Annotated in this window: 17 protein-coding genes; 6 read left to right on the forward strand and 11 right to left on the reverse strand. The window is 74.2% G+C overall.

The window, feature by feature from the left end:
* Window positions 1-12: 12 nt before the first annotated feature.
* From AC0OLQ_RS20510 to AC0OLQ_RS20560, 11 genes are read right to left on the reverse strand one after another with little or no spacing between them, the layout of a single operon-like run.
* Entirely contained in the window at window positions 13-825 is an 813-nt protein-coding gene (locus AC0OLQ_RS20510) for an HpcH/HpaI aldolase/citrate lyase family protein (protein WP_484527568.1), read from the reverse strand.
* Window positions 825-2,018 carry a CaiB/BaiF CoA transferase family protein gene (locus AC0OLQ_RS20515; RefSeq protein WP_484527569.1) on the reverse strand — a complete coding sequence of 398 codons (1,194 nt, stop codon included), beginning with the start codon at window positions 2,016-2,018 and terminating at the stop codon, window positions 825-827. Before AC0OLQ_RS20515 ends, AC0OLQ_RS20510 begins: the two co-directional genes overlap by 1 nt.
* Window positions 2,015-4,165: an alpha/beta hydrolase-fold protein gene (locus AC0OLQ_RS20520; protein ID WP_484527570.1), complete on the reverse strand. Its 2,151-nt coding sequence runs from the start codon at window positions 4,163-4,165 to the stop codon at window positions 2,015-2,017. The genes AC0OLQ_RS20515 and AC0OLQ_RS20520 overlap by 4 nt, the downstream gene beginning before the upstream one ends.
* Entirely contained in the window at window positions 4,162-6,111 is a 1,950-nt protein-coding gene (locus AC0OLQ_RS20525) for a formylglycine-generating enzyme family protein (RefSeq protein WP_484527571.1), read from the reverse strand. The genes AC0OLQ_RS20520 and AC0OLQ_RS20525 overlap by 4 nt, the downstream gene beginning before the upstream one ends.
* On the reverse strand, window positions 6,108-7,040 hold the full coding sequence (locus AC0OLQ_RS20530) for a PfkB family carbohydrate kinase (protein ID WP_484527572.1): 933 nt from the start codon (window positions 7,038-7,040) through the stop codon (window positions 6,108-6,110). The genes AC0OLQ_RS20525 and AC0OLQ_RS20530 overlap by 4 nt, the downstream gene beginning before the upstream one ends.
* Window positions 7,037-8,416 (reverse strand): ADP-ribosylglycohydrolase family protein, encoded by a 1,380-nt coding sequence (locus AC0OLQ_RS20535; protein ID WP_484527573.1) that lies wholly within the window; start codon window positions 8,414-8,416, stop codon window positions 7,037-7,039. Before AC0OLQ_RS20535 ends, AC0OLQ_RS20530 begins: the two co-directional genes overlap by 4 nt.
* A complete protein-coding gene (locus AC0OLQ_RS20540; protein ID WP_484527574.1) occupies window positions 8,413-9,546 on the reverse strand; it encodes an ADP-ribosylglycohydrolase family protein in 1,134 nt (377 codons plus the stop codon). The genes AC0OLQ_RS20535 and AC0OLQ_RS20540 overlap by 4 nt, the downstream gene beginning before the upstream one ends.
* A gap of 2 nt (window positions 9,547-9,548) precedes the next feature.
* On the reverse strand, window positions 9,549-10,844 hold the full coding sequence (locus AC0OLQ_RS20545; RefSeq protein ID WP_484527575.1) for an ABC transporter substrate-binding protein: 1,296 nt from the start codon (window positions 10,842-10,844) through the stop codon (window positions 9,549-9,551).
* Window positions 10,845-10,882: 38 nt separating this feature from the next.
* Complete coding sequence (locus AC0OLQ_RS20550; RefSeq protein WP_484527576.1) at window positions 10,883-11,722, reverse strand: carbohydrate ABC transporter permease; 840 nt, start codon at window positions 11,720-11,722, stop codon at window positions 10,883-10,885.
* A gap of 1 nt (window position 11,723) precedes the next feature.
* On the reverse strand, window positions 11,724-12,656 hold the full coding sequence (locus AC0OLQ_RS20555) for a carbohydrate ABC transporter permease (protein WP_484527577.1): 933 nt from the start codon (window positions 12,654-12,656) through the stop codon (window positions 11,724-11,726).
* Entirely contained in the window at window positions 12,653-13,735 is a 1,083-nt protein-coding gene (locus AC0OLQ_RS20560) for a LacI family DNA-binding transcriptional regulator (RefSeq protein WP_484527578.1), read from the reverse strand. The genes AC0OLQ_RS20555 and AC0OLQ_RS20560 overlap by 4 nt, the downstream gene beginning before the upstream one ends.
* 272 nt (window positions 13,736-14,007) lie before the next feature.
* Between AC0OLQ_RS20560 and AC0OLQ_RS20565 the strand changes: the two genes are divergently transcribed.
* The 6 genes from AC0OLQ_RS20565 (at window position 14,008) to AC0OLQ_RS20590 (ending at window position 21,689) form a co-directional block, all read left to right on the forward strand.
* A complete protein-coding gene (locus tag AC0OLQ_RS20565; RefSeq protein WP_484527579.1) occupies window positions 14,008-15,141 on the forward strand; it encodes a peptidoglycan recognition protein family protein in 1,134 nt (377 codons plus the stop codon).
* A gap of 136 nt (window positions 15,142-15,277) precedes the next feature.
* A complete protein-coding gene (locus AC0OLQ_RS20570) occupies window positions 15,278-15,691 on the forward strand; it encodes a VOC family protein (protein ID WP_357341696.1) in 414 nt (137 codons plus the stop codon).
* 96 nt (window positions 15,692-15,787) lie between these two features.
* Window positions 15,788-16,873: an endonuclease/exonuclease/phosphatase family protein gene (locus tag AC0OLQ_RS20575; RefSeq protein ID WP_484527580.1), complete on the forward strand. Its 1,086-nt coding sequence runs from the start codon at window positions 15,788-15,790 to the stop codon at window positions 16,871-16,873.
* A 196-nt stretch (window positions 16,874-17,069) separates the two neighbouring features.
* On the forward strand, window positions 17,070-20,258 hold the full coding sequence (locus AC0OLQ_RS20580) for a penicillin acylase family protein (protein ID WP_484527581.1): 3,189 nt from the start codon (window positions 17,070-17,072) through the stop codon (window positions 20,256-20,258).
* Window positions 20,259-20,320: 62 nt separating this feature from the next.
* Window positions 20,321-21,067, forward strand: coding sequence for an ABC transporter permease (locus tag AC0OLQ_RS20585; RefSeq protein ID WP_357341693.1), 747 nt, complete (start codon window positions 20,321-20,323; stop codon window positions 21,065-21,067).
* Window positions 21,068-21,194: 127 nt separating this feature from the next.
* A complete protein-coding gene (locus AC0OLQ_RS20590) occupies window positions 21,195-21,689 on the forward strand; it encodes a DUF2231 domain-containing protein (RefSeq protein ID WP_357341692.1) in 495 nt (164 codons plus the stop codon).
* Window positions 21,690-21,714: the final 25 nt, after the last annotated feature.

Consider the following 21,714-nt stretch of genomic DNA (forward strand, 5'->3'; position numbering starts at 1 on the left):
GGGTCAGGCGGCCTAGCGGGCGGCCAGGTCGACGACCCGGCGGGCGGCGGCCACCATGGCCCGGTCGGCGAACCGCCCGTCGGGCAGCACCACGGTGCCGGAGTCTCGGGCCTGCGCGTCGGCGACCGCGGCGAGCAGTTCCCGGGCCCGGTCCACCTCCCGGTCGCCCGGGCGGAACGCGTCGGCGATCACCGGCAGCTGGCGCGGGTGGATGGCGGCCCGCCCGAGGAAGCCGAGCCGCCGCCCGGCCGCGCAGGAGGCGGCCAGGCCGTCGAGGTCGGCGACGTCGGCGTACACCGACATGGCCGGCGGCGGCAGGCCGGCCGCGCGGGCCGCGACCACCACCCGGCCGCGGGCCCAGAGCAGGCCGTCGTCGTCGGCGACGCCCAGGTCGGAGCGGAGGTCGGCCTCGCCGAGCCCGAGCGAGGCCACCGCCGGGTGGGCGGCCGCGATCGCGTACGCGGACTCCAGCCCGACGGCCGACTCGACCAGCGGGTGCAGCGGGGTGTCGACCCGGGCCGCCACGTCGGCCACGGTCGCCGGGGACTCCACCTTGGGCAGGCGCAGCCCGGCCAGCCCCGGCCGGCCGGCGACGGCGGCCAGGTCGGCGGCGACGTCCGGGCCGGTCAGCTCGTTGACCCGGACCTGCACGGGCAGCGGCTGCGGGTCGGCGAGGAAGTCCGCGACCGCCGCCCGGGCGTACGCCTTGCGGCCGGCGACGACGGCGTCCTCCAGGTCGAGGATGACCGCGTCGGCGCCGGCGGCGACCGCCTTGGCGAACCGGTCGGGCCGGTCGCCGGGCACGTAGAGCCAGGTGAGCAGCATCAGATCACCCCGCGCTCGCGCAGCGCGGCCAGCTCGTCGCCGGTCAGGCCGAGCGCGCCGAACACCGCGTCGGTGTCCTGGCCGTGGCGGCGGCCGGCGTGCCGGATCTCCCCGGGGCTGTCCGACATCCGGAACGGCACGTTCTGCATCCGCACATCCCCCAGTTCCTCGTCGGGGACGGTGACCACGGTGCCCAGCGCCGCGTACTGCGGATCGGCGAGGATGTCCCGCACGTCGTAGACGGGGGCGACGGCGGCCTGGGCCGCCTCGAACGCGGCCACCACCTCGTCCCGGTCGCGCTTCGCCACCCAGGCGCCGACCGCCTCGTCGAGTTCGTCGGCGTGCGCGGCCCGCCCGCTGCCGGTGGCGAACCACGGCTCGTCGACCAGTTCCGGGCGGCCGACGAGCCGGACGACCCGCTCGGCGATGCTCTGCGCGCTGGTGGACACGGCCACCCACCGCCCGTCGGCGCAGCGGTAGGTGTTGCGGGGCGCGTTGTTGTTGGACCGGTTGCCCAGCCGCGGCTGCACGTAGCCGAGCTGGTCGTACCAGGTGATCTGCGGGCCGAGCATCGCCATGATCGGTTCGATGATGGCCAGGTCGACGACCTGGCCCCGGCCGGTCAGGTCCCGGCCGCGCAGGGCCAGCATGACCGCGTACGCGGCGGCCAGCGCGGTGACCGAGTCGGCCAGGCCGAACGGAGGCAGGGTCGGCGGCCCGTCGGGTTCCCCGGTGGCCGCGGCGAAGCCGCTCATCGCCTCGGCGAGGGTGCCGAACCCGGGCCGGGGCGCGTACGGGCCGACCTGCCCGAAGCCGCTGATCCGGGCGATCACCAGCCGCGGGTTGACCGCGTGCAACTCGTCCGGGCCGAGGCCCCAGCGTTCCAGGGTGCCGGGGCGGAAGTTCTCCACCAGCACGTCGGCGTCGGCGAGGAGCCGGCGCAGCAGTTCCGCGCCCGCCGGGTCGGAGAGGTTGAGCGTGACGGTCCGCTTGTTGCGGCCGAGCACCTTCCACCACAGGCCGACGCCGTCCTTGGCGGGGCCGTGCCCGCGGGACGGGTCGGGCTTGGCCGGATGCTCCACCTTGACCACGTCGGCGCCGAAGTCGCCGAGAAACGCGGCGGCCAGTGGGCCGGCGAAGAGGGTGGCCAGGTCGACGACCTTGACGCCGTGCAGCGGTGCGGACGTGGTCATGGGGTCCCCTTCGCCGGGTCGACGGCGGCGAGGAACACGTCCCCGTTGCCGAGCGCGGCGCCGCCGTCGGGCGTACCGGCGGTGCGGCCGCTGACCAGCAGCCGGCCGTCGGGTCCGACGGTGGCGTAGGCGTTTTCCTCGCCGAACGGGTCGGCCGCGTCGTCGCGGGCGGTGCCGTACTGGGCGACGGCGACCTGCCGGCCCCGGGCGTCGAGGCGCAGGGTGAGCACGTCCGCGCCGCCGGCCGGCACGCCGAGGGTGCTGCCGGTGAAGCCGACCACTGCGAGGGTGCCGTCGGCGAGGGCCAGCACATCGGTGCCGGCGTCCGCGCCGCGCCCGCCGGTGACGGTCCGCCAGCGCTGCGCACCCGTGGCGGTGTACGCCACGGTGAGCACGTCGCCGGCGGTGGCGCCGGTGGCCACCACCTGGCCGGCGCCGGTGACGGTGACCCCGCCGAGCAGGTCGTCCCCGGCGCCGCCGGCCACGGTGAGCCAGTTGTGCGCGCCGTCGGGGGCGAACCCGGCCAGCCAGCCGTCGGCCCCGCCCAGGGCGGTGGTGCCGGGCAGCGCGCCCGAGGTGCCGCCGGCCACGTAGACGCCGTCGGCGTCGGCCGCGACGGCGTACGCCTTGTCCTCGCCGGGTCCGCCGAACTGCCGGCTCCAGGCCACCGTGCCGTCCGGCGCGATCCGGGCGAGCACGGCGTCCTTGTCGCCGGCGCTGGCCCCGCCGAATGCGCCGCTGGTGTAGCCGGCGACGTACGCGCCGCCGTCGGGGGCGGCGGCGACCGCGTAGAACCGGTCGGCCTTCGCGGGGTCGCCGGCCTGGGTGAGCCAGGCCCGCTGCCCGGTGGCGGTCAGCTTCGCCACGAACGCGTCGTCGGCGGGGCTGCCCGGGTGCCGACCGTCGAGGTCACCGCGGGTGTACCCGGCGGTGAGCACGCTGCCGTCGGGCAGCGGCACGGTCCCGTAGAGCCGGTCGTTGGCGGTGGTGCCGAACTGGCTGGTCCAGCGGACCGTGCGCCGGTCGGCGGTGAGCCGGGTGAGGACGGCGTCGAGGCCACCCGCGTACGGCTGGCCGGCGACGCCGCCCGAGGCCGCGTAGCCGAGGGTGACGTCGCCGTCCGGGTGGGCGGCGACGCCGCCGGCCCAGTCCGCGCCGACGGTGCCGTACAGCGGGGCCGGCAGCCCGGCCGGCGGGGTGACGCTGAGCGTGGCGGCCAGGTGCTTCAGGCCGTCGACGAACGCGGGCCGCCAGACGTCCCAGTCGTGCCCGCCGTCGAGGACGCGGAACTCGGCGGCGACGCCGTCGGCCCGGCGCATCGTGTTGTAGAGGGTGGCGGCCTCGTAGTCGAGGTCGTGCGCAGCGTCGGCCGGGTCGGGGTTGGCCCACTCGTCGTCGCCGACGGCGATGAACATCCGCACCGGCGACTCGGCGTCGAGGTTGGGGAGCAGGGCCTGGTAGTTCAGCCGCTGGTACACCTCGTCGGAGAAGGGCTGGTCGCCGTCGCCGAACGCGCCGAACTCGCGGGCCGAGGAGTCGGCCGGCGGCAGCGGCCGGTAGACGGCGGGGCTGAGCAGCAGCGCGTTGGCGAAGAGGTCCTGGTGGGCGAGGGCGTAGCGCAGCGCGCCGGCGCCGCCCATCGAGTAGCCGCCGACCAGCCGAGCGTTCCGGTGCGCGGCGGTGCGGTAGGTGGCGTCGACATGCGTGACGAGATCCCGGGTCAGGGCGGTCTCCACCGGCCGGCCGGGGCGGTCGGCGCCGGTGTACGCGGAGTCGACGTACCAGTTGCCGCGCTCGCTCCACGGCGCGTCGGGCAGCACGGCGATCACCGGCGGCACCTCGCCGTCGGCGATGAGCCGGTCCAGGTCGCTCTTCACCCGTGTCCACGCCTGCATGGTGTCGCCGCGCCCGTGCAGCAGGTAGAGCACCGGATAGCGGGTGCCGGCGTGCGCCGCGTCGGCATAGCCGTACGGCAGGTAGACGGTGTAGTCGATGCCGGCGCCGAGGGCCGACGAGGGGGCGGTGGCGGTGGTGAGGGTGCCGGACCGCTCCCGGCCGGCGACGGCGGTCTCCGGCGCGAGGCCGGCGAGCCCGACGGCGGTCAGCAGGGCGACCAGGGCGGCACCGGGGCGCCACGCTCTTCTCATCGGAGGGCTCCTTCGGGCAGGTCGGCGGCACAGCGGAAGCCGAGCGAGGTGGAGCGGGTGAGGCCGGCGCCGGTGAGCAGCAGCTTCACCGACACGTCGGGCGGCTGCGGGCCGCCGTCGAGGTACCAGTCGGAGCCCTCCGCCCGGTACGCGCAGCCGCCCTTGAGGATGACGAAGCGGGTCCGCCCGTCGGAGTGCTCGCTCTCGGTCAGGTTCCACACCAGCGGCTCCCGCCGGACCAGCAGGCCCGCCTCGGCGGCCACCTGCCACTCGTCCTCGGTGGGCAGCCGCAGCCCGGCCCAGTCGGCGTACGCCCGCGCGTCGGCGAGGTCGACCCCGGTGACCGGGGCGTCGGCGGGACCCTGCCCGGCGGTGAACCGTTCCGGCCGGACCGGCCGGTAGCCGGTGGCGGCGAGGAAGCGGGCGTACTCGCCGTGGGTGACCTCGTGGGTGTCGATGGCGAAGCGGCCGAGCCGGACCTGCCGGCGCAGCGTGCCGGTGTGGTGCAGGCGGGGCGGCAGCGGCTTCCACTCGTCGACGTACGGGGTCTCGCCGTAGAGGCCGGTCTCCCGGACCCGGTGGCGGACGGTCAACTCGTGCCGGCCGCCCTCGACGGTGACCATGCCGTCGGGCAGGGCGGCGAGGGGCGACCACGGGGTGCGGGCGCGCACGGCGGCGCGGGCCGGGAAGGACGGGTCGCCGGTGGGCGGCTCGTGCCGGGGCACCGGGGTGTCGGTGGCGACCACGGCGGCTATCGCTCCGGCGGGCAGCGGCCCGCCGACGGCCACCCGGCCGTCCTCCAGCTCGCTGACGGTCAGCTCGGCGCCGGTGACCAGGTCGACGAAGCGCCCGGGCCGGCGGTCGGCGAGCAGCCAGGGCCCGTCGTGGTCGCCGCCCCGGTTGACCACGGTCCACAGCGGCTCGTCGTCGTGGGTCCAGCGGGACGCGTACACCTGGCCGTTGCCGGGGTGGTCGGCGAGCGGGACCCAGTCCTCGGCGCGCAACCAGGCGGCGTGGCTGGCCTGCACCCGGCGCATGGCCCGCAGCACGGCCCGGTCCCGCTCGTTCCAGCCGACCCAGACGCCGAAGACGCTCTCCCAGACCAGCACGCCACAGCCGTTGAGCCAGGCGGAATGCAGCTCGTCGAGGTGGTCGCGGTGCCAGCGGCGGGTGTGGTGCAGGACGTGCCGGCGCTCGAACCACTTGGCCCGCAGCACGCCGGGCGTGTCCGAGTCGGCGAACCACTGCGCCCAGGACATCGCGTGGTCTTCGATCCGGGCCAGCGGCACCCGGCTCTCCCCCTCCAGGACCAGGCCGGGACGCACCGCGTCGAGGGCCTTGCGCAGCTCGCCGGCGCCCTCCTTGAGGGTGTCCAGGAAGACGCCGTCGACGCCGAGGGTGGCGCCCAGCGCGGCGACCTCCTCGGCGTCGACGCCGGGCTCCCGCCTGGTGCCGGTGTCCCACGGGTTGTAGTCGACGAACACCCGGACCCCGGCGGCCTGGAAGGCACGGACCACCTCGGGCAGCTCGGGCACGTCGCGGTACCAGTCGAACTGGTTGCGCTCGTCCAGCCCGATCACCGGGTACGCGTGCCAGAGCACCACCCCGTCGAAGCCGCCGAAGTCACGCCGGGCGGCGTCGAGGAACGCCTCGACGGTGAACTCGCCGCGGTCGTGGTCGTACAGCGTCTCGTCCCAGAGCCAGGCGAGGCAGACGGTGAAGCAGTCCCCGGCGATCTCGTCGTAGTGCGCGCCGGTGTAGCCCAGCCGGGCGCGGGCGTCGGCCCGCCACCGGGTGAGCTGCTCCCGCCACGCCGGCCAGTCGGCGGGGTCGTCGGGGGCCGCGAAGATCTTCGCCTCGTCCAGCGTGGACAGGTCGGCGTGCCCGCCGAGCGGCACCTCGGTGGGCCGGTCGATCGGCCGGGGCACGTACGGGTTGAAGCTCACTCGACCCCTCCGTAGGTGGCGGCGGACAGCGCGTCGATGGCGGCCCGCTCGGGCAGGGCGGTGGACGCGCCGGGGCGCTCGGCGCAGGCCGCGCCGGCGGCGCACGCCCAGCGCAGCACGGCGGTGGCGGTGGCCCCGGTGAGGCCGCCGCGTTCGGCCAGGGCGACCGCGAGCGCCCCGGTGAACGCGTCGCCGGCGGCCGTGGTGTCCACCGCGTCGATCTTCGGGGCGGGCACCTCGATCCGGGCGCCGTCCCGGTCGGCGTAGGCGGCGCCGCGTGCGCCGAGGGTGAGCACCACGCGGGGCACCAGGCCGACCAGGGCGTCGAGCAGCGCGGCCGGCTCGTCGGTGAACACCCCGGCGACGACCGCTGCCTCGTGCTCGTTGACCACCAGCACGTCGACCAGGTCGAGCAGTTCGGTGGGGAGCGGCCGGGCCGGGGCGGCGTTGAGCACCACGGCGGCGCCGCCGGCTCGGGCCCAGCCGGCGGCCCGGCTGACCTCCGACAGCGGCACCTCCAGTTGCAGCAGCAGCACGTCGGCCGCGGCCACCGCGCCGCGGTCGGCGTCGTCGAGGGTCAGCGCGGCGTTCGCGCCGGGGGCCACCACGATGCAGTTCTCCGCCGCGTGGTCGACGGCGATCAGCGCCACCCCCGACGGCCCGTCGACCGTGCGCAGCCCGTGCAGGTCGACGCCCGCCGCGGCCAGGTTGTCCCGCAGCAGCCCGCCGAACCCGTCGCCGCCGACCGCCCCGACGAAGCCGCAGGCCGCGCCGGCCCGGGCGGCGGCGACCGCCTGGTTGGCGCCCTTTCCGCCGGGCACCATCCGGAAGTCGTCGCCGAGCACCGTCTCGCCGGGCCGTGGCAGCTGCGGCGCGGTGACCACCAGGTCCAGGTTGGCGCTGCCGACCACCACCACCCGGGCGCTCATGCGGGCCTCCCCACGGCAAGGGCGAGGGTACGGTCGGCCAACTCGTCGAAGCCGATGCCGTCGAAGCCGGCGATGCTGCTGGCCAGCCGGTTGCGCAGTGGCGCGACCCAGCGGCCGGGCAGCCGGGCGGCGCCGGTGAGCGCCCCGGTGACCGCGCCGACGGTGGCCCCGTTGGAGTCGGTGTCCCAGCCACCGGCGACCACCGCGCAGATGGACCGCTCCAGGTCGCCCCGCCCGTACGCCAGGGCCGCCGCGACCAGGGTCGCGTTGTTGCGGACGTGCACCCAGTGCAGGTGACCGTGCCGCGCGTAGAGGGTGTCCACGATGCTCTCCCAGTCGTCCCCGGTCGCGCCGAGGGCGCGCGCCTCCCGGACGGCGGCGGTGAACCGGCTGCCCGGGGGCAGCACCGACTCGCCGGCGTCCAGCACCGCGTCGACGTCAGCGGCCACCGGCGCCGCCGCGGCCATGGCGGCCACCCAGATCGCCCCGTACGCCCCGGCCCGGACGTGGCTGACGGCGGCGTCGCGCCAGGCGGCCTCGGCGGCCCGGTCGGGGCGGCCGGGGTTGGTCCAGCCGTACACGTCGGTGCGGATCTGCGCGCCGATCCACTCCCGGAACGGGTTGTGCCGGCGGGCGGTCTCCGGCGGGGTGAGGCCGAGCAGCAGGTTGCGGTAGGCGACCCGCTCGGCGGTGAAGACCCGCCCGGCCGGCAGCCAGTCCAGCCACGCCTGCGCCACGTCGGCGCTGGTGAAGCCGGGGCCGTGGGTCTCCAGGACGCGCAGCGCCAGCAGGGCGAAGTTGAGGTCGTCGTCCTCGGGCATGCCGGCGATGTTCTCGGCCAGGCTGGTGGGGGCGCTGCGCCGGTTCCACGGCCAGCGGGCGGCCACCTCGGCCGGGAGCCCCTGGGCCGTGAACCAGTCGCGCAGCGGCCACCGGCCGGTGGCGGAGAGGATCTCCCGGATCCCGTGCCGGGGGATCTTCTCCACCGGCTTGCCGAGCAGGCAGCCGGCCGCCCGGCCGAGCCAGGCGCCGTGCAGCCGGTCCCGGTCGACGGCGGTCGGCAGGTCCCAGGCGCCCGGCCAGGTCTTGCGGACCGCGTCGAGGTCGTCGGGCTCGTCCGCGGTGTCCGGTCCGGGCAGCGCGTCGGCGGCGTCGAGCAGGTCGACGGCGAGGGCGCGCAGGCCCGGCGACGCGGGCACCGGCGAGGCCCCGCTGACCGGGGCGGTGACCTCGCCGCCGGCCGCCGCCCAGCGGTCGGCCAGGGCGGTGACGTCCCGGCCCTCGTCGCGGCTCGCGGCCAGCTCGTGCGGCAGCAGGTCCTCCGGCTGCACCCAGGTCAGCCGCAGCCCGGCCGCCGGAGTCCCGGCAGCGCTCATGCCAGCCCGCCGAACCGCTCGGCACGCCGGGCGAAGCGCTCCCGGTCGCGGTCGAACACCTCGGTGGCCACCCGGGCGAGGACCCGGGCGGGCTCGACCAGGTCGGTGCGGGACGCCGTCGCGACGACCTCCGACCACTCGGCCGGCACCGCCGCCGCGCCCCCGAGCGCGCCGGCGATCGCGCCGGCCATGGTGGCGGTGGAGTCCGCGTCCCGGCCGTAGTTGACCGACCCGAGCACCGCGGCGCGGTAGTCGCCGCCGGCCACCACCAGCATGCCCAGCGCCACCGGGAGTTCCTCGATGGCGTGCAGCCGGCTCGGGCGGCGGGCGCCCAGCCCGGGGCTGCGGTACTCCTCCCCCACCGTGTCGTAGGGGGCCACCGCGGCGCGCAGCGCCGGGATGGCGGCCTTCCAGTCGTCGTGCCCGCGGGCCTCCTTGACCACCGCGTCGATCGCGGCGCGGGTGCCGTCGCGGGCCAGGTCGAGGGCGGCGGCGACGACATCGTCGACGTTCGCGCCGGGGGTCGCGGCGGCGGCGACCGCGGCGGCGAAGACCGCCGCGGCCTCCCGGCCGTAGCTCTGCTGGTGCGCCCCGGCGATCTCCACGGCCTCGGCGTACGCCCCGGCCGGGTCGCCGGCGTTCACGATGCCGACCGGCGCCATGTACATGGCGGCGCCGCAGTTGACGATGTTGCCCACGCCCGCCTCGCGCGGGTCGGCGTGGGCGTGGTGCAGGCGGGTGACCAGCCACCGCTCGGCCGCGGCCAGGCGGTGGAAGGTCACCCCCTCCCGCTCCAGGTCCGGGATGTACACCACCCGCTCGATCAGGTCGGGGACGAGCAGTTCCACCACGTCGTACGCGTCGAGGTGGTCCCGCTTGGCCGCGTACGCCCGGACCAGGGCGTGGGTCATCAACGTGTCGTCGGTGATGTGCCCGTCGCCCTTGTGGTACGGCGCGAGTGGCCGCGCGGTGGCCCAGTCGGCGTGGTACGGGGGAACGATCCCCTCGACCCAGCCGCCGAAGCGGGCGCGGATCTGCTCTGGAAGGGCCGTCTCGGTGGCGCCGCCGAGGGCGTCGCCCACCGCGGCGCCGACCAGGCAGCCGACCGACGTGTCGAGCAAAAGTGACATGGTTACCTCAGAACCTGCTTGCCACCGTCGACCAGCTGCGTGCCGAGCTGGTCCAGGGTGATCTTGTTGGCGAAGTACTGCTGGAGGGCCGGGGTGGCGTACTTGGTCTTCCACTCCGGGTAGCCGTCGGCCTTCTGGAACGGGGCGACGGTGAGGTCGGCGGCGCTGTCGGCGGCGACGTCCCAGCCCTGCTTGCCGCCGGTGGCCTTGACCAGCTCCTGGTTGGCCTGCTTGCCGGTGGGCACCAGCCAGTCACCCTTGGCCAGCGCGGCCATGTTGCTCGGGTTGAGGAACCACTCCAGGAACTGCGCGGCCTGCTTCTTGTGCTTGCTGTCCTCGGTGATGGACAGCGTCTGCGGGTTGGCGGCCTGCTTGGCCGAGAGGCCCTTGATCGGCGGGAGGGTCACCCACTCGAAGCCGGCGGGGGCCTGCTCGACCATCTGCTGGCGCAGCGAGACCGAGCCGGGGAGCATCGCGTACTTGCCGCCGAAGAAGCCGGGCAGGGTGTCCGCGCCGCTCATGCCGAGCGCCTCCGGGGAGGCCGACTTGCTGGTGTAGAGCATGTCGTGGATCCGCTTCGGCACCTCCTTCTCCGCGTCGCCGACCTTGACCTCGGTCTTGCCGCCGTCGCTGTAGAAGAACTTGCCGTCGTAGTTGAGCGCCAGGTTCAGCACCCGGTTGGTGGGCGACTTGAGCGCCCAGGCCGCGCCGTACTGGCCGGGCTTGGTGAGCTTCTGGGCGTTGGCCTGGAACTCGTCCCAGGTCCAGCCGCCGTCGGCGGGCGGGACCGCGATGCCGGCGGCGTCGAGCAGCTTCTTGTTGGCGATGACGACCTGCGACTCCAGCAGGAACGGCACGCCGGCGACCTTGCCGTCGAAGGTGGCGGTGTCCCAGACGCCCGGGTCGATCTGGCCCTTGAAGTCGTCGCTGAGCAGCTTGGAGACGTCGGCCAGGTAGCCCTGCTTGCTGAACTCGCCGATGGCGGAGGCCTCGTAGTGCACGATGTCGGCCACGTCACCGCCCTCGAACGAGGTGACCAGCTGGTCGTGCACCGAGTTCCAGTCACCCTGGACGTACTCGACCTGGATGTCCGGGTGCTCGGCGTTCCACTTGGCGACCAGGTCCTTGTTGGCCTGCAGCGACTCCTTCTGCCAGGCGAGGCTGAGGAAGCGCAGCTTGGCGGGGCCGGACGAGTTCTCGTCCTCGCCCCCGCCGTCACCGCACGCGGTGAGGGCGCCGAGGCCGACGACCGCGACCGCGGCGGCCGCGGCGAGTCGACGGAACCTGCTACGGAGCATGGGGGTTCCTCCTTGGTGGTGGTGGTTGGGGGATGTGGTCAGCCCTTGACCGCGCCGGCGAGCGACCCGGACGAGAGGCGGCGTTGCATGACCGCGAAGAAGATCAGGCTGGGCAGGGTGGCCAGGAGCGAACCGGCCGCCAGCGGACCCAGACGGGCGGTGCCCTCGATGCCGACGAACCGGGCCAGGGCGACCGGCAGGGTCGCCAGCTCGGGCGTCTTGACCAGCACCAGGGCGAAGAAGAACTCGTTCCACGCGGAGATGAAGGAGAACAGCGCGGTGGCCACGATGCCCGGGGCGAGCAGCGGGAAGACCACCCGGCGCAGGGTCTGCAGCCGGCTGGCGCCGTCGACGCTGGCCGCCTCCTCCAGTTCGCGCGGGATGTTGCGGACGAAGCCCTGGAGCATCCAGAGCGCGAACGGCAGCGCCCACACCACGTAGATCAGAACCAGCCCGGCGTGCGTGTTGGCCAGCCCGACCTGCCGCAGGATCAGGAAGATCGGGATGATCAAAAGCACGAACGGGAAGAGCTGCGACAGCAGCACCCAGCCGAGCGCCACGGTGCCGAGCCGGGTCCGGAACCGAGCCAGCGCGTACGACGCGGGCAGCGCGACCAGCACGGTGAGCACCGCCGAGGCGAGCGACACCTGAAGGCTGTTGAGCGCGGCCCGGCCGAGCTGCTGCTCGGTGAAGGCCTGCACGAAGTTCTGCACGGTGGGGTTGCTCGGGATGAGCGTGGGGTGCAGCTGGACCAGTTCCCGCGGCGGCTTGAACGCGGTGGAGAGCAGCCAGACCAGCGGGAACCCCAGGAAGATCAGGTAGCCGGTCAGCGCGACGTACTGGAGGGTCCGCCCGGTGCGGCTCGGCTTTCCGAACATGTCAGTTCGCCTCCCGGAGTCGGCGTCGCAGGTAGACCGCGAGCAGCGCGACGATGATCACGACCATGACGTTGCCGAGGGCGGCGGCGTAGCCGTAGTTGCCGTAGCGGAACGCCTCCTCGTAGGCGAAGAGCATCGGCAGCATGGTCTTGCCGCCCGGCCCGCCCGCGGTCAGCACGTAGACCAGGCCGAACGAGTTGAAGTTCCAGATGAAGTCGAGCGAGGTGATCGCCACGACGACCGGCGCGATGGCGGGCAGCGTGACGTTGCGGAACCGGTGCCAGGTGGAGGCGCCGTCCACCGCGGCCGCCTCGTGCAACTCGCGCGGCACGCCCTGCAACCCGGCCAGGAGGACGACGGTGGTCTGCGGCATGCCGGCCCAGACGCCGACGATGATGACCGCGACCAGCGCGGTGCTGAAGTCGCCGAGCCAGTTGGTGCGCAGCCCGTCGGCGCCGATCCGGTGGAAGAACTCGTTCAGCAGGCCGGCGTCCGGGTGGTAGACCAGCTTCCAGAGGATGCCGACGACCACCGGCGGCATCGCCCAGGGCACCACGGCCAGCACCCGCGCCACGCCGCGGAACCGCAGTTGCTGGTTGAGCAGCAGGGCCAGGCCGAGCGCGAGCACGAACTGCAGCACGGTCACCCCGACCGCCCAGAGCAGGCCGATCTTGAACGAGTTCCAGAACAACTCGTCGCCGAGGAGCTCTCGGTAGTTGGCCAGCCCGGTGAAGCTGATCTCGACGTTGCGCCCGGCGCGGGCGTCGGTGAAGCCGAGGTAGATGCCGCGCACCAGCGGGAAGACCGAGAGCACCACGATGGGCAGCAGCGACGGGAGCAGCAGCAGGTAGATGCCGAGCCGGTCGGAGCGGGACCGGGCCGCGCGCGGCCCGTCGGCGCGGGCGACGTCGGGCCGTTCGGCCAGCGTGGTCATGCCGTCACCTCCGGGGTACGCGGCGCGGGCGCCGGCTCGGGGACGAGGAGCGGGGTCGCGGCGCTGGAGGCGCGCACGGCGAGACTGGGGGCGACCTGCTCGCGGCGCGGCAGCAGGGTCGGGTCGGCGATGCGCTGGAGCAGCAGTTCGGCGGCCCGGCGACCGCGCTCGGCCGAGCCGAGGGAGACGCTGGAGAGCTGGGGGAACATCATCCGGGCCAGCTCGGTGTCGTCCATGCCGACCAGCGCCACGTCCTCGGGGACGCGCCGGCCGGCGGCCAGCAGGGCGTGCAGCGCGCCGACGGCGATCAGGTCGTTGGCGCAGACCAGCGCGTCGGGCCGGGCCCGGGTGAGGAGGCGCTCGGTGGCGGCCCGGCCGGCCGCGTAGCGGAAGTCGCCGACCTCGACCAGGCGCTCGTCGAGCGCGATGCCGTGCCCGGCGAGGGTGGCCCGGAAGCCGGCGTCGCGCGCCGCGCCGGGCACCGTGTCCAGCGGGCCGTTGACGAAGCCGATCCGCCGCCGCCCGGCCGCGACCAGGTGGTCGACGGCCAGCCCCACGCCGGTACGGGAGTCGGTGCGGACGTTGTCCACCGGCGCGTCGGCGGCGAGCTGGCCGACCACGACCACCGGCACCGGGCTGTCGACGAGCGCGGCGAGGTGGTCGTCGGTGACCCGGATCGGGGAGACGATCATCCCGTCGACGTAGCGGTGGGCCAGCCGGCGCAGGAGCGCGGTCTCGTTGTCGATCCGCCCGCCGGTCGCGTGCACCAGCAGCTGCCGGCCGGACGCGGCGACCACGGACTCGATGGCCCGCATCATCTCGACGTACACCGGGTTGCCGATGTCCTCGACGGCGAGCGCGACGAGCCCGGTGCGCTGCGACTGGAGCGAGCGGGCGATGGCGTTGGGCACGTAGTCGACCTCGGCCGCGGCCTCGCGGACCTTGCGGACGGTCTCCGGGCTGCCGCCGACGCCGTTGAGCACGCGGGAGGCGGACGCGATGGAGACACCGGCGCGGGCGGCGACGGTGTGCACCGTCGGCCGGCCGTCGGCCGACTCCTGTAAACGTTTACGACCCACGCCCCGCACCTCCACCTGTTTGCTGTAAACGTTTCCGGGAGTCTGCGCCCGACTCGACGGTCAGGTCAATAGGCCGTTACGAAAACGTTTCCAACCGCCCCTGACCTGGGGCGGGACGCGGGTCGGCCGGACGGGTATCGGCACGACGATCAGCACTCGTCGGATTTGTCCTCTGGCGCGTCGGCCGATCCTGGCAATATTCTCCACTTCGCGCGCAGCAGTTGGAGTTCCTTTACATGCCCGCACATCCGTCGGGCCACTGAGGAGATGCCATGCACTTCGACCACCCCGAGCTGGACCGTCGTACCCTGCTGCGGGCCGGCCTCGGCGCCGCCGCGGTCGCGGTCGTCGGGAGCGAACTCGCCTTCCCGGCCGCCGCTCAGGCCGCGCCGGGCGCGGACCTCGACTGGATCATCAGCTGCGACGAGTGGGGCGCCCGCCCGCCGGCGGACCCGCTGTCGATCAGCGCGATCGCTACCAACAAGATCATCGTGCACCACATGGCGTTCCCGAACAGCACGGACTACTCCGAGGAACACGCCAAGCAGCTCGCCCGCGACTGCCAGGACCTCCACATGGACGTCAACCGCTGGTCGGACACCGGGCAGCACTTCACGGTCAGCCGGGGCGGCCACGTCCTGGAGGGCCGGCACGGCAGCCTGGAGCGGTTGCAGGCCGGCGACCGGCAGATGATCTCGGCGCACTGCCCCGGCGAGAACGGCCGGGCCATCGGCATCGAGAACGAGGGCACCTACGTCACCGACACGCCGCCCGACGAGCTGCTCGACGCCCTGGTGAAGCTCTGCACCACCGTCTGCCAGCAGTACGGACTGCACGCGCACGACATCTTCGGTCACTGGGACTTCCGCGCCACGCAGTGCCCGGGCGCGATGTTCTACCGGGAGTTCCCGGCGCTGCGTCGCCGGGTCTTCGCCAAACTCGGCACCGACCTGGCCGACGTGCCGGCCCGCCGCTGGCCGGACATCTGGCGCTTCGTCGGCGGCCCGGTGGTGCAGGTCGCGCAGCGCCTGCTCACCTTCCGCGGCTACACCGTCCCGATCACCGGCGTGTTCGACGCCGCCACCGTGGCGGCGGTGCAGGACTGGCAGGCACGCAACGGCATTCCGGTCGACATCGACGCCACCCTCACCGCGCCGACCTGGGAGACCCTCGCGCCCGAGCTGGACAAGGACGCCACCGGCATCCCGGTGCAGGCGGTGCAGTTCATGCTCAACTCCAAGGGCTACGCCGACGTGGCGATCACCGGCGAGTACGACTACCCGACCAAGAAGGCCCTCAAGGACCTGCAGGAACTGCACGGTCTCGACCCGAACGGCAAGGTCAGCACCACCACCTGGTGCGCCCTGGTGGGGGGTGTGGTGCGCCAGTCGTTCCAGAAGAACTGACGGCGCACCGGCGGGGAAAGCGGTGGAGGTGGCAACGGCGCCACCTCCACCGCTGTCCACATTCGCTCGCCGCGCCTCGTTGGCCTCCACCCGTCGCGGTGCGACGATGCGCAGGTCACGAGACCGAGGAGGCGAGATGACATCCAGATTGAATCCCTACCTGAGCTTCGAGGACGACGCCCGGCAGGCGATGGAGTACTACCAGCGGGTGTTCGGCGGCGACCTGCGCGTGAACACCTTCGGCGAGTTCGGCAACCCCGACCCGCAGGTGGCCGACCGGATCATGCACGCGCAGCTGGAGACCGACCAGGGCTTCACGCTCATGGCCTCCGACACCCCGCCCGGCATGGCCCGCACGGTGGGCGACAACATCACGATCAGCCTGAGCGGCGACGACGCGGACGACCTGCGCCGCTGGTGGGACCAGCTCTGCGACGGCGGCACCGTCTCGATGCCGCTGGAGAAGCAGATGTGGGGCGACGAGTTCGGCATGTGCGTGGACCGGTTCGGCGTCGCCTGGATGGTGAACATCGGCCAGCCACAGGCCTGACCGCCAGGCGCAGGTGGCCCGAACGGCGGTGTCCACGGTGGCGTGACCGGCGTTAGCGTACGCGGATCACGGATCCCGCCGGAGAGGACGACAGTCATGGACGGCAGCCCTCGCGCACACCTCCGACGCCTGGCCAGGCTGGCCACCGCGGCCGCCCTCGCGGTGGCCGGCCTGGGGCTCGTCGCCCCGCCGGCACACGCGGAAGCCGGGCCCAAGGTCTCCGTGCTGACCCGAAACCTCTACCTGGGCGGCGACCTCACGCCGTCGATCACCGCGCCGACCCTGCCGGCGTTCCTGGCCGCGAACGCCGCCCTGCTGGGCCACGTGGACCTGGTCGACTTCCCGTCCCGGGCGGCGCTGATCGCCGACGAGATCCGCGAGCGCGGGCCCGACCTGGTCGGCCTGCAGGAGGTGGCGCTCTGGCGCACCGGGCCGCTCGGCGACCCGGCCCCGGCCACCGAGGTCCGGTACGACTACCTGGCGCTGCTGATGGCGGAGCTGGCCGGGTCCGGCCACCGGTACGACGTCGTCGTGGTGCGCGACGAGGCGGACCTGGAAGCCCCGGCCGGGGCGCCCTACCTGCGGGACGTCCGGCTCACCATGCGGGACGTGATCCTGGTGCGGCACGGCGGCCGGGTCAAGGTGAACGCCACCTCGTCGGGCAACTTCGTCAACAACCTGGTCTTCCCGCTCGCCGCCACGGGCGGCACCGCCACGAGCGCCCGCGGCTGGACGGCGGTCGACGCCGTGCTGGGCAGCCGCACCTTCCGGTTCGTCAACACCCACCTGGAGGCGTTCCACCCCGGCGTACGCCTGCTCCAGGCGCAGGAACTGCTGCGCGGCCCGCTGAACGTGCCCGGCCGGCTGATCCTCGTCGGTGACCTGAACAGCGGGCCCGAACTGCCCGATCCGAACAACCGGCTCGCGTACCTCGCCCTGGTCGCCGGCGGGATGGTCGACACCTGGCCGATCCTGCACCCCGGCGACCCCGGCTACACCGCCGGGCTGGGCGACGACCTGACCGAGCCGGCCGACGACGTCGAGCACCGGATCGACATGGTGCTGGTCCGGGGCACGGTGGTGCCGGTGTCCAGCGAGGTCTTCGGCGCCTCTCGGCAGACCCCCGCCGGCCGGTGGGCGTCGGACCACCTGGGGCACCAGGCCGTGCTCGCGCTGCCGTGATCGAGGCGAAACGTCGGCATTCGCGCGTGGTGAACGGCACCTATCCCGAGGCATGGAACGCCATCGATCATTACCCGGAGGTAGATATGAGTCACTCTCACCTCCGGGTGTGACGCCCGGGCACGGAGGGCGAGACGTCGGCAAGCGACAGCCGGGCGCAGCCCCGGCCCGACTCCGCACATCCGGAGGAATCGCCATGCCCCGTCCCACCACCCGTGCCCGGCTCGCGGCGCTGGCCGCCGCCGCCCTCACCGCGAGCGCCCTGACGGCCGTCCCACCGTCACCGGCCGTCGCCGCCACCACCTTCACCGGCAACGACTACTGCCTCGGCCAGTGCGCCGACATCCTGCCGCCCGGGGAGAACGGCAACGCCACCCTCGCCGCGATCCTCGCGCACCAGGCGCTCGGCACCCGGCCCGCGCACTCCAGCGACCAGCTCGACGAGTACGCGAGCCTGGTCTACGGCTACGCCGGGCTCACCGACGAACAGATCGCGCAGTTCTACAACGACGCCTCGTTCGGCGTGCCCGACGGGCAGGTGGAGAGCACCGTGCGGCCCCGCGCGGACGTCACCATCGTGCGCGACAAGGCGACCGGCGTCCCGCACGTCACCGGCACCACCCGCTCGGGCACCATGTTCGGCGCCGGCTACGCCGGGGCGCAGGACCGGCTCTGGGTGATGGACCTGCTGCGGCACGTCGGTCGCGGCACGCTCACCTCCTTCGCCGGCGGCGCCCCGGGCAACCGGGAGCTGGAACAGAGCGTCTGGGCCAACTCGCCGTACACCGAGGCGGACCTGCAGGCCCAGGTCGACGCGCTGCGCCAGAAGGGCACCCGCGGCCAGCAGCTCTACACCGACGTCACCGACTACATCGCCGGCGTCAACGCCTACATCGACCAGTCCATCAGCGCCGACAACTACCCCGGCGAGTACGTCCTGGCCGGGGCCGGCAAACCGCAGCACTTCACCATGACCGACCTGATCGCCACCGCCGGCGTCATCGGCGGGCTGTTCGGCGGGGGCGGCGGCTCCGAGATCCAGTCCGCCCTGGTCCGGGTGGCCGCCCGGGCGAAGTTCGGCGCCACCGAGGGCGACCGGGTCTGGCAGGCGTTCCGGTCCCAGAACGACCCGGAGACGGTGCTCACCCTGCACGACGGGCAGAGCTTCCCGTACGGCGCGACCCCGCCCGGCGCGACCGGCGCGGTGCTCCCCGACGCCGGCAGCGTGGTCGCCGAGCCCCTCGCCTACGACCAGAGCGGCGGGGCCACCACCGCGAAGACCGGCGGCAGCACCACCACGCAGGGACTGCTCAGCGGCCTCGCCGGGCTCCGGTCGCACGGCATGTCCAACGCCGTGGTGGTCTCCGGCCGGCACACCACCACCGGCAACCCGGTCGCCGTGTTCGGCCCGCAGACCGGCTACTTCGCCCCGCAGCTGCTCATGCTCCAGGAACTCCACGGACCCGGGGTGAGCGCCCGGGGCGCCGCCTTCGCCGGGTTGAACCTCTACGTGCTGCTCGGCCGCGGCCAGGACTACGCCTGGAGCGCCACCTCCGCCAGCCAGGACCTCACCGACACCTACGCCGTGCCGCTGTGCACCACCGACGGCAGCGCACCGACCCTCGGGTCGAACCGCTACCTGTGGCACGGGCAGTGCGTGGCCATGGAGGTCCTCCAGCACACCAACTCCTGGTCGCCGACCCTGGCCGACTCCACCCCGGCCGGCTCCTACACGCTGCGCGCGCTGCGCACCAGGTACGGGCTCGTCGCCTACCGAGGGCTGGTGAACGGGCAGCCGACCGCCTTCACCAGGCTGCGCTCGACCTACCGGCACGAGGCCGACTCGGCGATCGGCTTCCAGGCGTACAACGACCCGGCCGCGATGGGTTCCGCGGCGGCGTTCCAGCAGTCCGCCTCGAACGTCGGCTACGCCTTCAACTGGTTCTACGTCAACTCGACCGAGGCGGCCTACTTCAACTCCGGGTCGAACCCGGTTCGGCCGTCCACCGCCGACCCGAACCTGCCCACCCGGGCGGAGGCGGCGAACGAGTGGGTCGGCTGGAACCCGGACACCAACACCGCCAGCTACCTCCCGGCCGCCGCCCACCCGCAGTCGGTGAACCAGGACTACTACGTCAGCTGGAACAACAAGCAGGCGAAGGACTTCGGCGCGGCCGACGGCAACTTCAGCTTCGGCTCGGTGCACCGGGGCCAACTCCTCGACAGCCCGGTGCGCGCCGCGATCGCCCAGCGCAAGCTCGGCCGGGCCGACGTGGTCCGGATCATGGCCGACGCCGCGGTCACCGACCTGCGCGGCCAGCAGGTCCTCGGCGACCTGCTGCGGGTGCTCGGCAGCGCGCCGGTCACCGACCCCGCGCTGGCCGACGCGGTGAACAAGCTCCGGGCCTGGCAGCAGGCCGGCGCCCGCCGGGTGGAGACCGCCGCCGGGTCCAAGGTCTACCAGCACGCCGACGCCATCCGGATCTTCGACGCGTGGTGGCCGCTGCTGGCCGCCGCGGAGTTCCGGCCCGGCCTGGGCCCCGACCTCTACGCGGCACTGGTGGACGCCATCGAGGTGAACGAGGCGCCGTCCGGCGGCCAGAACGGCGGCCGGGACGGCGGCGCCGTCTGGGCCGCGCAGGGCCAGCCGCACAAGGGCTCCTCCTTCCAGTACGGCTGGTGGGGCTACGTCGACAAGGACGTCCGCACCGTGCTCGGCGACCCGGTGGCCGGCGGGCTGGGCCGCGCGTACTGCGGCAACGGCAACCTGGGCGCCTGCCGGCAGAGCCTGCTCGACACCCTCGCCCAGGCGGCCGCGGTGCCGGCGACCACCGTCTACCCGGGCGACAAGTCCTGCGGGGCGGGCGACCAGTGGTGCGCCGACGCCATCGCCCAGTCCGGGCTCGGCGGCATCACCCACCCGCTGATCGCCTGGCAGAACCGCCCCACCTACCAGCAGGTCGTCTCTTTCCCGGCGCGCCGCGGTGACGACGTCGCCAACCTGGCCCAGGGGCGCGCCGCGACCGCGTCGAGCACCCAGTTCCTGACCAGCAACACCCCGGACAAGGCGGTCGACGGCAGCCTTGGCAGCCGATGGGCCAGCAGCTACAACGACAACCAGTGGATCCGGGTGGACTTGGGCTCGGCCCGCACGGTCGGCCGGGTGGTGCTGCGCTGGGAGGCCGCGTACGGCAGCGCGTACCGGATCGAGGTCTCCGCCGACGGCGGCACCTGGCAGCCGGTGTTCAGCACGACCGCCGGCAACGGCGGGACGGACATCGTGACCCTCACCCCGGTCACCGCCCGCTACGTGCGGATGTACGGGGTCAAGCGGGCCACCTCGTACGGCTTCTCGCTCTACGAGTTCGAGGTCTACGGCCGGTGACACCCGGGGGCCGGCCGGCGGGACCGCACCCGCCGGCCGGCCGCCCGGCATAGGGTCATCCGGTGACCGGCGGCACCGTACCGATCGGCCCGGCGCTGGTCGTGGCGCTCGTCGCGCTCACCCTGGCCGGCGCCGCCGTGCTGCGGCTCAGCGGGCTCGGCCGGGCCCGGACGGTGCTCACCGCGGCGGCCCGGGCCACCGTCCAGCTCGCCGCCGTCTCGCTGGTCATCGTCGCGGTGCTCCGCGCCTGGTGGAGCACCGCCGCCTTCGTGCTGCTCATGTACGTCGTGGCGGGGCTGACCGCGCGCCGGCGGATCGGGGCGCAGGCACCGGCCCGGGTCGCCCCGCTGGCCATCGCCGCCGGGGTGGCGCCCAGCCTGGCCGTCCTCCTGGCCAGCCGGGCCCTGCCGGCGACCCCGCTGGTGGTGCTGCCCACCGCCGGCATCCTGATCGGCGGGGCGATGACCGCGACCAGCCTGGCCGGTCGCCGTACCCTCGACGAGCTGCGGACCCGGCACGGCGAGTACGAGGCCGGGCTGGCCCTGGGGCTGCTCCCCCGCGACGCCGCGCTGGAGATCTGCCGCCCGGCCGCCGGGCAGGCCCTCGTCCCGGCGCTCGACCAGACCCGCACGGTCGGGCTGGTCACCCTGCCCGGCGCGTTCGTCGGGGTGCTGCTCGGCGGGGCCGGGCCGATCCGGGCCGGGGCCACCCAGCTGCTGATCCTGCTCACCCTGCTGGCCGTGGAGGCGGTGGCCATCGCGGTGGTCGTCGAGCTGCTCGTCCGGGACCGGGCCCGCACCGCGCCCTGACCCGGTGTAGCGGGGGCGCGGTGCTCGCCGCCCGCTCCGGCAGGCGATCGCCCTTCCCCGCCCGGAGGTGTAGCCGGCGCCAGGTGGGGAACTCGGCGGCGCCTGGGGCCGAGAAGGAAGGACCGGCATGGAGAGTCGCGCGAAGTCGATGGGGCACGCAATCCACCCCATCATGATCGTGTTTCCGCTCGGACTGCTCGCCACCTCGGTGATCTTCGACATCCTGTACCTGATCACCGACCGGGCGGGCTTTCAGGTCTCGGCCGCGTACACCATCGCCGCCGGCGTGATCGGCGGCCTGGTCGCCGCGGTGTTCGGCCTGATCGACTGGTCGGCCATTCCGGCCGGCACGCGCGCCAAGCGGGTCGGCGCGACGCACGGCCTCGGCAACGTGGTCGTGCTGGTGTTGTTCGCGGTGAGCTGGCTGCTGCGCCGGGGCGCGGACAACTGGGAACCGAACGCCGGCGCGCTGGTGTGCAGCTTCGCCGGCCTCGTGCTGGCCGGGTTCACCGGCTGGCTGGGCGGCGAACTGGTCGAGCGGCTGGGGATGAGCGTGAGTGACGAGGCGGGTGTGAACGCGCCGAGCTCGCTGTCCCGCCGGCCCCGCGCCCGCCGCGCCTGACCCGGGCCGGGTGTAGCCGGTTCCC

The sequence above is a fragment of the Micromonospora sp. Utrum1 genome, assembly GCF_057197805.1.

Coding starts and splice junctions, on each gene's coding strand:
- AC0OLQ_RS20570 (WP_357341696.1), top strand. CDS start 15,278: ATGACATCCAGATTGAATCCCTACCTGAGCTTCGAGGACGACGCCCGG.
- AC0OLQ_RS20550 (WP_484527576.1), bottom strand. CDS start 11,722: ATGTTCGGAAAGCCGAGCCGCACCGGGCGGACCCTCCAGTACGTCGCG.
- AC0OLQ_RS20555 (WP_484527577.1), bottom strand. CDS start 12,656: ATGACCACGCTGGCCGAACGGCCCGACGTCGCCCGCGCCGACGGGCCG.
- AC0OLQ_RS20530 (WP_484527572.1), bottom strand. CDS start 7,040: ATGAGCGCCCGGGTGGTGGTGGTCGGCAGCGCCAACCTGGACCTGGTG.
- AC0OLQ_RS20575 (WP_484527580.1), top strand. CDS start 15,788: ATGGACGGCAGCCCTCGCGCACACCTCCGACGCCTGGCCAGGCTGGCC.
- AC0OLQ_RS20580 (WP_484527581.1), top strand. CDS start 17,070: ATGCCCCGTCCCACCACCCGTGCCCGGCTCGCGGCGCTGGCCGCCGCC.
- AC0OLQ_RS20565 (WP_484527579.1), top strand. CDS start 14,008: ATGCACTTCGACCACCCCGAGCTGGACCGTCGTACCCTGCTGCGGGCC.
- AC0OLQ_RS20535 (WP_484527573.1), bottom strand. CDS start 8,416: ATGAGCGCTGCCGGGACTCCGGCGGCCGGGCTGCGGCTGACCTGGGTG.
- AC0OLQ_RS20590 (WP_357341692.1), top strand. CDS start 21,195: ATGGAGAGTCGCGCGAAGTCGATGGGGCACGCAATCCACCCCATCATG.
- AC0OLQ_RS20510 (WP_484527568.1), bottom strand. CDS start 825: ATGCTGCTCACCTGGCTCTACGTGCCCGGCGACCGGCCCGACCGGTTC.
- AC0OLQ_RS20540 (WP_484527574.1), bottom strand. CDS start 9,546: ATGTCACTTTTGCTCGACACGTCGGTCGGCTGCCTGGTCGGCGCCGCG.
- AC0OLQ_RS20520 (WP_484527570.1), bottom strand. CDS start 4,165: ATGAGAAGAGCGTGGCGCCCCGGTGCCGCCCTGGTCGCCCTGCTGACC.
- AC0OLQ_RS20515 (WP_484527569.1), bottom strand. CDS start 2,018: ATGACCACGTCCGCACCGCTGCACGGCGTCAAGGTCGTCGACCTGGCC.
- AC0OLQ_RS20545 (WP_484527575.1), bottom strand. CDS start 10,844: ATGCTCCGTAGCAGGTTCCGTCGACTCGCCGCGGCCGCCGCGGTCGCG.